Consider the following 10,043-nt stretch of genomic DNA (forward strand, 5'->3'; position numbering starts at 1 on the left):
GGCTGGACCGGGGGCTCGTGCGCCGCCCTCGGGTCGGCCGTCCTCGGGTCGGCGGCCGGTGCCGGGAAGCCCCAGGAGACATGGCGGTCCCGGTCGCCGCCGAACCCGGACTGGTGCGAGCGGTCGGCGCCCCAGGCGGACGCCGGTTCGGGCCGGCTGCCGTGCTGGGCCTCGGCCGGGGTCGTCCGGCGCGGCTCGGCGGCCTGGTTCCGCGGCTCCTCGTCGAAGAAGTGCGGCCCGGTCTCCTCGACCCGCGCCGCGGCGGGCGCGCCGTCGGACTGCGCCGGGCGGCTGGTGCCCGGCACCCAGGATGTGCCGTTCCAGAACCGGACATATCCAGGAATGGACGGGTCCGGGTAATACCCTTCGCGGGGCCTGTCGTCACCGGGGGCCGGGGTTGGGGCGCTCATGTCCGTCGTCCCGTATCTGCTCGGGGGTCATTTGGGGTGCCCCACATCTATCAGACCGGCGCACACCCTACTGCCCCTCCGGCCGTACCTACTCCCTTCGTGACAGCTTCTGCCATCCGTCGCGACGGCTCCGACACCGTTCGCAAAAAACTTCTCCGAAATACCTCTCGGAACCCGCGTAATGCTGACGCCTCCGCACGCTCTCTCCTCGTACGGGCCCACCGCGGGCCCCGCACGACACCGCAGGACACGTTCGACGAGAGAGGAAGGCCCGCCATGAACCACGCGATGAACACCGTGGTGGAACGGGAACTGGAGCTGAAACTCATCCTGTCGCCGGAGCGGAGCATCCCCGTGCCCGCCCGGCTCACCTACCGCACCAACGACCCGTTCGCCGTCCACATCGCCTTCCACATCGGCTCCGAGAACCCCGTGAACTGGACGTTCGCCCGTGAACTCCTGGTCGAGGGCGTGTTCAGGCCGTGCGGTCACGGTGACGTCCGGGTGTGGCCGACGAAGGTCGACGGGCGCAGCGTCGTCCTGATGGCGCTGAGTTCACCCGACGGTGACGCCCTGCTGGAGGCGCCCACCGCTCAGGTGTCGGCATGGCTGGAGCGCACCCTGCGGGCGGTCCCCCCGGGCTCTGAGGTCGAGCAGCTCGGCATCGACGACGGCCTCGCCGAGCTGCTCTCCCCCTCCCCCAAGCTCTCGGCTTCGCTCGAACAGGGGGGACCCCCGTCGGCCGATGACCTGTGGCTGCGCGACCCGTGGCCGTCGGACGAGTCCCCCGAAGGGGAGGGCTACGTATGACACGCGGCCCGGGTCGTTCAGAAGAGCTTGCCCGGGTTCAGGATGCCCAGCGGGTCGAAGGCCGCCTTGACCGCCCGCTGCATCTCCACGCCGACCGGGCCCAGCTCGCGTGCCAGCCACTCCTTCTTGAGGATGCCGACGCCGTGCTCCCCGGTGATCGTGCCGCCCAGTTCCAGGCCGAGGGCCATGATCTCGTCGAAGGACTCGCGGGCCCGCCGGGACTCCTCGGCGTCCTGGGCGTCGAAGCAGACCGTGGGATGGGTGTTGCCGTCGCCCGCGTGGGCGCACACACCGATGGTCAGCTGGTACTTCTCGGCGATGCGCTCGACGCCCTCCAGCAGCTCGGCGAGCCGGGACCGGGGTACGCACACGTCGTCGATCATCGTCGTGCCCTTGACCGCTTCGAGCGCGACGAGGCACAACCGCCGTGCCTGGAGGAGCAGTTCGGACTCGGCGACGTCGTCGGCGGGGACCACCTCCGTCGCCCCGGCCGCCTCGCAGATCGCGCCGACGGCGGCCAGGTCGGCGCCGGGGTCGTGGGTGTCGAAGGCGCAGAGCAGCAGGGCCTCGGTGGTCTCCGGGAGCCCCATGTTCGCCAGGTCGTTGACGGCCTTGACGGTCGTACGGTCCATCAGTTCGAGGAGGGACGGGACGTGACCGCCCTCCATGATCCGGCACACGGCGTCGCACGCGGCGGCGGCCGAGGGGAACTCGGCGGCCAGCACCAGCTGTCGGGGCGGCTGCGGCCGCAGCGCCAGCACCGCCCGTACGACGATGCCGAGCGAGCCCTCCGAGCCGACGAACAGCCGGGTGAGGTCGTACCCGGCGACACCCTTGGCGGTCCGCCGCCCGGTGGACATGAGCCGCCCGTCGGCCAGCACCACGTCCAGCCCGAGGACGTACTCGGCTGTGACGCCGTACTTCACGCAGCACAGCCCGCCGGACGCGGTGCCGATGTTGCCGCCGATCGTGCACATCTCCCAGCTGGAGGGGTCCGGGGGGTAGTACAGGCCGTGTTCGTTGACGGCGCGGGAGAGCGTGGCGTTGACGACACCGGGCTCGACGACGGCGATGCGGTCGACGGGGTTGATCTCCAGGATGCGGTCCATCTTCACCAGCGACAGCACGATGCAGCCCTCGGAGGCGTTGGCGGCGCCCGACAGTCCGGTGCGGGCGCCCTGCGGGACGACCGGGACACGCAGTTCGGTGGCGACGCGCATGACGTGCTGGACCTGCTCGACGGTGCGCGGCAGGACCACGACGGCCGGGTTGCCCGCCTCGCAGAAGCTCGCCATGTCGTTGGCGTAGGCGGCGGTGACGTCCGGATCGGTGAGCACGGCCTCGGCCGGCAGCTCCGCGAGCAGCCGGTCCGTGAGGTTGCCCTGGGCTTCGTCGGGTGCGGCTTGGATACGGCTCATGATCACAGCGTCGCACTCGGGGCCATCGGTGTGAACCCCGTCCGCGAGGAGGTTTCGGTACGGGAATCCGGTCGTCGTATTGACGCACAGTGAGCGCCATGGAGATGGAGAGAGTCCGTGCGCGTGTTCGTGTCCGTGGCCGTGGTCGTGTCCTCCCGCGTCCGTTGATCGCCGCACTCGCGGGGTGTGCGGTACTCGGCGGCGCTTTGATGATGCTGCCCCCGGACCGTCCGTCCGCCGTGTCCGCGCCGGGTCCGGCGGGCCGGGCGGAACGGGCGGTGACCGGCGGGGTGCCCGCCGCGCTGCCCGACCTGCGGGTGTTCATCGGCGACCGTGAGGCGTACGTCCGCACGCACGCGCGTGACGGGCAGGCCTGGGCGCAGCTCGGCTCGGCCTATGTGGAGCGCGGGCTGCGGACGTCGGACGCCGCCGACTTCCCGAGGGCGGAACGGGCGCTGCGTACGTCACTGAGGGTGCGCCCGGCGAGCGGGGCGCGGAACGCCGAGGGGCTCGTGGGCATGGCCGCGCTGGCGAACGCGCGCCGCGACTTCCCGGCCGCCCGGAAGTGGGGCGAGGAGGCGCTGCGCCAGGCGCCGAAGCGCTGGACGTCGTACCCGGCGCTGCTGGACGCGTACACGGGCCTCGGCGACTACAAGGCGGTCCGGCGGACGCTGGAGCAGCTGCAGGGCCTGCGCTCCGGGGCCGCGATGCCGGCGGTGCTTGCACGGACGGCGGGCGTGTACCGGGACCAGGGCCGCCGCGAGGACGCGCAGGCGGCGCTGTCGGACGCCGCTGCGCGGGCCACGAGCCCGGCCGAGGAGGCCGAATGGCAGTACCGGGCGGGCGAGTTGGCCTGGGAGCGGGGTGAACCGGCCGACGCGCTACGGCATTTCAGGGCGGCCCTGCGTCTCGACCCCGGGCTGGGTTCCGCACGGGCGGGCGAGGGACGGGCGTTGGCCGCGCTGGACCGGCCGACGGAGGCTCTCGTCGCCTACCGGGCGGCCCTCGCCGAGCAGCCGTCGCCTCGATACGCGCTGGAGCTGGGCGAGTTGTACGACTCCCTGGGCCGGACTGCGGAAGCCCAGGCGCAGTACGCGGCACTGCGGGCGCGGGTCGCGAAGGAGCAAGCGGGCGGTGTGGACGGGGAGTTGCTGCTCGGACGGTTCGAGGCGGACCACGGGGACGCGGCGTCGGCCGTACGGCGGCTGCGGGCGGAGTGGGCACGGCAGCCGGGGTTCGACGCCGCGGACGCGCTGGGCTGGGCGCTGCACCGGTCGGGCAAGAGCGAGGAGGCGCTGGGCTGGGCGAGGCGGGCGACCGACAAGGAGCACGGCGCCGAGGTGCGCAGCGCGCTGTACGCGTACCACCGGGGCATGATCGAGCGGGAGTTGGGGCTGACGGGCCCCGCGCGCCGGCATCTGGAGGAGGCGCTGCGGATCAGCCCGTACTTCTCACCGGCGGGGGCGTCGGCGGCGCGGGAGGCGCTGGGGGCACTGGGCGAGCCGTGACATCCGGCCCGCCCGGCCCGCCGGCCGACCACCCACCGGTTCCTACAGGTTGCCGCGCTTGTCCTGCTCCCGTTCGATCGCCTCGAAGAGGGCCTTGAAGTTGCCCTTGCCGAAGCCCATGGAGCCGTGCCGTTCGATGATCTCGAAGAAGACGGTCGGACGGTCCTGGACCGGCTTGGTGAAGATCTGCAGCAGATAGCCGTCCTCGTCGCGGTCGACGAGGATCTTCAGCTCACGGAGCGTGTCGACGGGGACGCGGGTCTCGCCGGCCCACTCCCCCAGGGTGTCGTAGTACGAGTCGGGCGTGTCGAGGAACTCGACCCCGGCCGCCCGCATGGTCCGTACGGTCTCGACGATGTCGCCCGAGTTGAGGGCGATGTGCTGGACGCCCGCACCGCCGTAGAACTCCAGGTACTCGTCGATCTGGGACTTCTTCTTGGCGAGGGCGGGCTCGTTGATCGGGAACTTGACCTTGAGGGTGCCGTCGGCGACGACCTTCGACATCAGCGCGCTGTACTCGGTGGCGATGTCGTCGCCCACGAACTCCTTCATGTTCGTGAAGCCCATGACCTTGTTGTAGAAGCCGACCCATTCGTTCATGTGGCCGAGCTCGACATTGCCCACGCAGTGGTCGATCGCCTGGAAGGTGCGCCGGGCGGGCGGTTCGACGAGCGGGGCGGCTGCGGCGAACCCCGGGAGGTACGGGCCGTCGTAGCCCGTGCGTTCGACGAGGGTGTGGCGGGTCTGGCCGTAGGTGGCGATCACGGCGAGGACGACCGTGCCGTGCTCGTCCTTCAGTTCGTACGGCTCGGCCAGCGAGCGGGCGCCGTGTTCGACGGCGTACGTGTGGGCGGCGCGGGCGTCCGGGACCTCGATGGCGAGGTCGACGACGCCGTCGCCGTGCTCGGCGACATGGCCGGCCAGGAAGTGGCCCCAGGTGGTGGCGGGCTTGACGACCGAGGTGAACACGAACCGGGCGGAGCCGTTCTCCAGGACGTACGACGCGGTCTCGCGGCTGCCCGTCTCCGGTCCGGAGTAGGCGACGAGCCGCATGCCGAAGGCCGTGGAGTAGTAGTGCGCCGCCTGTTTGGCGTTGCCCACGGCGAAGACGACGGCGTCCATTCCCTTGACCGGGAAGGGGTCTGCCTGCCGGGCGGTGTCGGGAGTGTGGTGTGTGGTCTGCGTCATGGGTGAAGGGTCGCGCCGGGTTTGCAAGGTGCGCAATAGTTTGCGTACTCACTGGGCATTCTGTTCAGCGGAGTGCACGGATCAGCGGGCTTTCTGTACAGGATGACCATCCGCGCGGAAGGCCCGGAGGGCTCAGGGAGGCTGCTGTGGCGATCGACGAGCTGGACGGGCGGATCATCGTGCTGCTGGCGCGGGAGCCGCGGATCGGCGTGCTGGAGATGTCCCGGCGACTCGGTGTGGCACGGGGGACGGCGCAGGCGCGCCTCGACCGGCTTCAGTCGCAAGGCGTCATCCGGGGGTTCGGGCCGCAGGTGGACCCGGCGGCGCTCGGCTATCCCGTCACCGCGTTCGCCACGCTCCAGATCCGGCAGGGGCAGGGCCCGGACGTACGGGCTCACCTGGCGTCCGTGCCGGAGGTGCTGGAGCTGCTCACGACCACGGGCAACGGGGACATGCTGTGCCGGCTGGTGGCCCGCTCGAACGCCGACCTCCAGCGGGTGATCGACCGGGTCGTCGGCTTCGACGGCATCGTCCGGGCTGCCACGGCGATCGTGATGGAGAACCCCGTCCCGCTGCGGTTCATCCCGCTGGTGGAGCAGGCGGCGGGGGAGCACGGGGGCTGAGGGAAAGACCAGACTTACAAAGAAGTAGTTGCAAAGAAACCGTTGCAAGCATCTCTTTGCAACGCTATCTTTGTACCCATGCCCGAGCAGCACGCAGAACTCACACCCCATGTACTCGACGCCCGCTCACTGCGCGGTCTCGCCCATCCCCTGCGAATGCAGCTACTGAACGCACTGCGCCGTGGCGGTCCCGCGACCGCCTCCCAACTGGCCGCGAAACTGGGCGAGTCGAGCGGTGCGACCAGCTACCACCTGCGTCAGCTCGCCGCGCACGGCTTCGTCGAGGACGCGCCGGAGCACGGCAAGGGGCGGGAGCGCTGGTGGCGGGCCGCCCACGAAGGTGTGCAGTTCGACGACGCCCTGCTCAAGGACCCCGACCCGGCCGTCCGGGGCGCCGCCGATCTGTTCATCCACGAGGTCGCGAACACGCACACCCGGGAGATCTCGACCTGGCTCGGCAACCCGAACGACTGGTCCGACGCCTGGCGGCGCTCCTCCGACATGAGCGACATGACGCTACGGCTGACACCCGAGAGCGCCATGGAACTGATCGACCGGATGCACGAACTCGTCGACAGCTACCGCGCCCACGCCCCGGCCGAGGGCACCCCGGAAGCCGAGACGGTACGCGTCCACACACACGTCTTCCCGACGCACACGACCTGACCTGCCCCGCCCTGCCCTGCCCCGCCCTGAACCGACTTGCCCTGACCTGAGAGGCTGACGCCCGATGAACCCCGAGCCCTACCTCGCCCCGCACACCCTCCGCGCTGCCGGCCTCCGCGCCGACGCCGACGCCCACCGGCTCGCCCTCGCCGCCAAGCGCCCCGCGCCGGACCTGCGTACCCGCGTCGGCTGGACCCTCGTAGAGGTGGGCCTGCGTCTGGCGTCCGCGCCGCCGAAGCCCCGGCTCGCCTGAACCAAGGCCCGCTGCGACAGGGCCTCTCCGCGACCTAGAGCCTCTTCGGCGGAGGCCCGCTGGACTCCCGTACCACCAGCGGCGGGTCCACCTCGTGCAGAACGCGTTCGGTCGAGCCGGGATTCGTGATCTCGTCGACGAGGAAGCCGATGCCCTCGGTCGCCACCGAGTCGAAGTCCTGGGCCACCGTGGTCAGCGCGGGCTGCTGGAATCGGGCGGCGGGGATGTCGTCCATCCCGACGACACTCACCTCGTCCGGGACCCGGCGGCCCCGCTCGTGCAACGCCCTGACCAGGCCGATCGCCATGTCGTCGTTCGCCACGAAGACCGCGGTCATCGCCTCGTCGTCCGCCAGGCGCAGGCCCGCCTCGTAACCGCTCGCGCAGGACCAGTCCCCCGCGACGGGCTCGGCCACGGGAAGGCCCGCCTCGGTCAGCGCCGACCGCCAGCCGTCCGCGCGGTCACGGGACGCCCACCACTGGCCCGGCCCCGAGACATGCCGGATCTCGGTGTGTCCCAGGTCGATGAGATGCCGGGTCGCCACATACCCGCTGCGGTCCGACTTCTCCGCCGAGCGGATCCGCCGGGCGGCGACCAGCCCGGGAAAGCGGCCGATGGTGAGGATGGGGACGTCCAGCCAGACCTTGACGGGGCTCCCCTCGTCGATCGCCTCCGACAGCACGATGCCGTCGACGCCCTGTTCGAGGAGGCTGTCGATGGCCTCCGCGATGCTGTGCTCGTCGTCCTCGGTGGTGTGGGCGACGCTGACCGAGTAGCCGAGGCGGCGCGCCGAGCGCTCTATCGCGACGAGCATGGTCATCGGACCGTAGAGACGGGCCCCGAGGGAGATCACGCCAAGTCGGCGGCTCCGGCCCGAAGTGAGGCTGCGCGCCGCGCCGTTGGGGCGGTACCCGAGCTGCTGGGCCGCGCGCTGAACGCGCTCCCGGAGTTCCTCACGGACGTACGGCTCGTTGTTCATGACACGCGAGACCGTCTTCTGGGAGACGCCGGCGAGCCGTGCGACATCGGTGCTCGTCGCCGGTGGCCGCGAGACTCCGTCACGACCTGGGGTGCCAGCCACCGAAGCTCCCTCTTTTCAGGACTGCGCTGTCAGAAAATCGTCGTGAACAGTGTGCGGCCCGGTGCTCCGAATCGTCAATCGAAGCCGTAATCCCTAGGAAACAGCTGGAAACAGCTGTGACACAAGTATTGACGGCGGCTCGATCCGGGCAACAGAATCCGGCCTGACTACGCAGTCATGCGTGGGATCGGGGCCCAGTGATCGGAGCGGTGATGCGGAGAACGCAGAGTAGAGGAAAGCTGACGAAGGCGCTCGGGAGTCTCGTCGCGGCAGGCGCCCTGCTGGTGGTGCCCATGGCCAGTGCGCAGGCCTACGACCCGACCGGCGGGATCCTCTACCAGCTCGGCAACGAGCCGTGCCTGAAGGGCCGCGGCAACTGCGCGATCTACCCGAAGTCGGCGGAGCTGCCCGGCGGGCGGCTGGTCGCGTCGTTCGAGAAGTCCACCGTCGTGACCAAGTCGGGCAGCGCCGACGGCCAGACCCTCCCGGTCTACAAGAGCGACGACGCGGGCACGAGCTGGCAGCCGCTGTCCGAGGTCAAGGCTCCCGCGTACCTCTCCACGGACCCCAAGTACGCCAAGTACACGAGCAACTGGACCAACCCGTACCTCTACGTCCTTCCGCAGAACGTCGGCGCGCTGAAGAAGGGCACCCTGCTGCTGGCGAGTGTCGTGTCGGGGGACGACTACTACTACAAGGAGCACAAGGCGGCCGACCCCAACTGGACGCCGAACAACGACGGTGACCGCAAGGATCTGGCGATCGCCCTGTACTCCAGCGTCGACGAGGGCAAGAGCTGGAAGGTCGTCAACGTCATCGCGTCCGCGGGCTGGCAGGGCGGAAGTGCGGGCGCGGTCGGCCAGAACGTGGCGGCGGCGAACACGTCCCGGCAGGTGGACCCCCTCTGGGAGCCGTACCTGATGGTCTACGGCGGCAAGCTGGTCTGCTTCTACTCCGACGAGAACGACTACACCGGCTTCGACCCGGTCACCGGCGTCCCGACCCTCGACCCCGCGAACGACACGGCCACCGACTCGCACGGCCAGATCCTCGCCCACCGCACCTGGGACGGCAGCGGCGCCGCGTGGAGCGACCCGGTCGTGGACGTCGCCGGGTCCAAGCAGGACATGGGCGGCGGCAAGACGGAGATCGGCGGCGGCCGACCGGGCATGACCAACGTCGTCGCCACGTCGGACGGCAGATGGCTGCTCACGTTCGAGTACTGGGGCGGCGGGGCCAACACCCGTTATGTGATCGCCGACAACCCGCTGAAGTTCTTCCGCGGCTCCCCGACCGGCATGTCCGTCGGCGCGCTGCCGGTCGTCGCCGGTTCCAAGCCCCTCTCGCCGGGCGGCAGCCCGGTCCTCATCCGGATCCCCGACGGACGCCTGGTGTACAACGCCTCGAACAGCGGCGACGTCTGGGTCAACGAGAGCGGGCGCAGTGACGGGGTGTGGACGGAGTACCAGACGACCTCGCCGGCCGGCTACAGCCGCAACCTGCAGTACGTCGACTCCACCGGACGCGTCGCGATCCTCAACAACCAGGGCGCGTCCACGATCGCCTACGCCGAGGTCGACCTCGGCGAGACGGCCGGCACCTACTACCAGCTGCAGAACCGCAAGACCGGCCAGGTGATCGGCACCGGCAACAAGACCAACGACGCCAACCTCGGCAACGGGGACACGCCCGACGTGGTCCTGGAGGACGCCGGGGCGGCGGCGAACCCGGCCACCCAGTCCTGGCACGTGGTGACCGAGCCCAAGGGCGGTACAACCCTGCTGAACAGGTCGGGCGGTCGCGCGGCGTCCATCTGGACCGGCAACGCGACGGTCGGCCAGCGCATCGGCCAGTGGGTCGACAACAGCGCGACGGGCAGCTGGAACCTGGTCAAGACGGCCGACGGCTACTACCGATTCCAGTCACTCAAGAACACGGCCCTGTACCTGACCGGCGCGTCCGCCGGAGCCCCACTCACCTTGCAGAACGCGGCGGCGGACGGCTCCCAGGACTGGAAGCTGGTCAAGTGAGCTGAGGTGAGACGAGGTCGGGTGAGGTGAGGTCGGGACGGGAGTGAGGTCGGGAG

10 protein-coding genes are annotated in these 10,043 nt (G+C 70.5%); 6 read left to right on the forward strand and 4 right to left on the reverse strand.

Annotated features, from left to right (window positions below):
- On the reverse strand, positions 1-410 hold a 410-nt coding region (locus STRTUCAR8_RS38395), incomplete at its 3' end, for a DUF2510 domain-containing protein (protein ID WP_158697486.1).
- A gap of 288 nt (positions 411-698) precedes the next feature.
- On the opposite strand from STRTUCAR8_RS38395, the gene STRTUCAR8_RS38400 reads away from it, so the two are divergent.
- Positions 699-1,220 (forward strand): SsgA family sporulation/cell division regulator, encoded by a 522-nt coding sequence (locus STRTUCAR8_RS38400; protein ID WP_044473601.1) that lies wholly within the window; start codon positions 699-701, stop codon positions 1,218-1,220.
- A gap of 17 nt (positions 1,221-1,237) precedes the next feature.
- Here the strand turns inward: STRTUCAR8_RS38400 and STRTUCAR8_RS38405 are convergent, their stop codons facing one another.
- Positions 1,238-2,644: an FAD-binding oxidoreductase gene (locus STRTUCAR8_RS38405; protein WP_006381743.1), complete on the reverse strand. Its 1,407-nt coding sequence runs from the start codon at positions 2,642-2,644 to the stop codon at positions 1,238-1,240.
- 92 nt (positions 2,645-2,736) lie between these two features.
- Between STRTUCAR8_RS38405 and STRTUCAR8_RS38410 the strand changes: the two genes are divergently transcribed.
- Positions 2,737-4,146 (forward strand): tetratricopeptide repeat protein, encoded by a 1,410-nt coding sequence (locus tag STRTUCAR8_RS38410; protein ID WP_006381741.1) that lies wholly within the window; start codon positions 2,737-2,739, stop codon positions 4,144-4,146.
- Between the two features lie 42 nt (positions 4,147-4,188).
- Here the strand turns inward: STRTUCAR8_RS38410 and hppD are convergent, their stop codons facing one another.
- Positions 4,189-5,334, reverse strand: coding sequence for a 4-hydroxyphenylpyruvate dioxygenase (gene hppD / locus STRTUCAR8_RS38415; protein WP_006381746.1), 1,146 nt, complete (start codon positions 5,332-5,334; stop codon positions 4,189-4,191).
- Between the two features lie 146 nt (positions 5,335-5,480).
- Between hppD and STRTUCAR8_RS38420 the strand changes: the two genes are divergently transcribed.
- From STRTUCAR8_RS38420 to STRTUCAR8_RS38430, 3 genes are all read left to right on the forward strand, one after another.
- Positions 5,481-5,957: an Lrp/AsnC family transcriptional regulator gene (locus STRTUCAR8_RS38420; RefSeq protein ID WP_006381739.1), complete on the forward strand. Its 477-nt coding sequence runs from the start codon at positions 5,481-5,483 to the stop codon at positions 5,955-5,957.
- A gap of 78 nt (positions 5,958-6,035) precedes the next feature.
- Positions 6,036-6,623: an ArsR/SmtB family transcription factor gene (locus STRTUCAR8_RS38425; RefSeq protein ID WP_006381742.1), complete on the forward strand. Its 588-nt coding sequence runs from the start codon at positions 6,036-6,038 to the stop codon at positions 6,621-6,623.
- Between the two features lie 64 nt (positions 6,624-6,687).
- A complete protein-coding gene (locus STRTUCAR8_RS38430; RefSeq protein WP_044473599.1) occupies positions 6,688-6,876 on the forward strand; it encodes a hypothetical protein in 189 nt (62 codons plus the stop codon).
- Between the two features lie 34 nt (positions 6,877-6,910).
- On the opposite strand, the gene STRTUCAR8_RS38435 is transcribed toward STRTUCAR8_RS38430, so the two are convergent.
- A complete protein-coding gene (locus tag STRTUCAR8_RS38435; RefSeq protein ID WP_006381744.1) occupies positions 6,911-7,957 on the reverse strand; it encodes a LacI family DNA-binding transcriptional regulator in 1,047 nt (348 codons plus the stop codon).
- Positions 7,958-8,169: 212 nt separating this feature from the next.
- Between STRTUCAR8_RS38435 and STRTUCAR8_RS38440 the strand changes: the two genes are divergently transcribed.
- Positions 8,170-9,987, forward strand: coding sequence for an RICIN domain-containing protein (locus tag STRTUCAR8_RS38440; protein WP_078507443.1), 1,818 nt, complete (start codon positions 8,170-8,172; stop codon positions 9,985-9,987).
- Positions 9,988-10,043: the final 56 nt, after the last annotated feature.

It is taken from the genome of Streptomyces turgidiscabies Car8, from assembly GCF_000331005.1.
Taxonomy (GTDB): Bacteria; Actinomycetota; Actinomycetes; order Streptomycetales; family Streptomycetaceae; genus Streptomyces; species Streptomyces turgidiscabies.

Bases quoted from the DNA above. Each gene is read 5' to 3' on its own strand.
- STRTUCAR8_RS38400 (WP_044473601.1), top strand. From the start codon at position 699: ATGAACACCGTGGTGGAACGGGAACTGGAGCTGAAACTCATCCTGTCG.
- STRTUCAR8_RS38410 (WP_006381741.1), top strand. From the start codon at position 2,737: ATGGAGATGGAGAGAGTCCGTGCGCGTGTTCGTGTCCGTGGCCGTGGT.
- hppD (WP_006381746.1), bottom strand. From the start codon at position 5,334: ATGACGCAGACCACACACCACACTCCCGACACCGCCCGGCAGGCAGAC.
- STRTUCAR8_RS38425 (WP_006381742.1), top strand. From the start codon at position 6,036: ATGCCCGAGCAGCACGCAGAACTCACACCCCATGTACTCGACGCCCGC.
- STRTUCAR8_RS38430 (WP_044473599.1), top strand. From the start codon at position 6,688: ATGAACCCCGAGCCCTACCTCGCCCCGCACACCCTCCGCGCTGCCGGC.
- STRTUCAR8_RS38440 (WP_078507443.1), top strand. From the start codon at position 8,170: ATGCGGAGAACGCAGAGTAGAGGAAAGCTGACGAAGGCGCTCGGGAGT.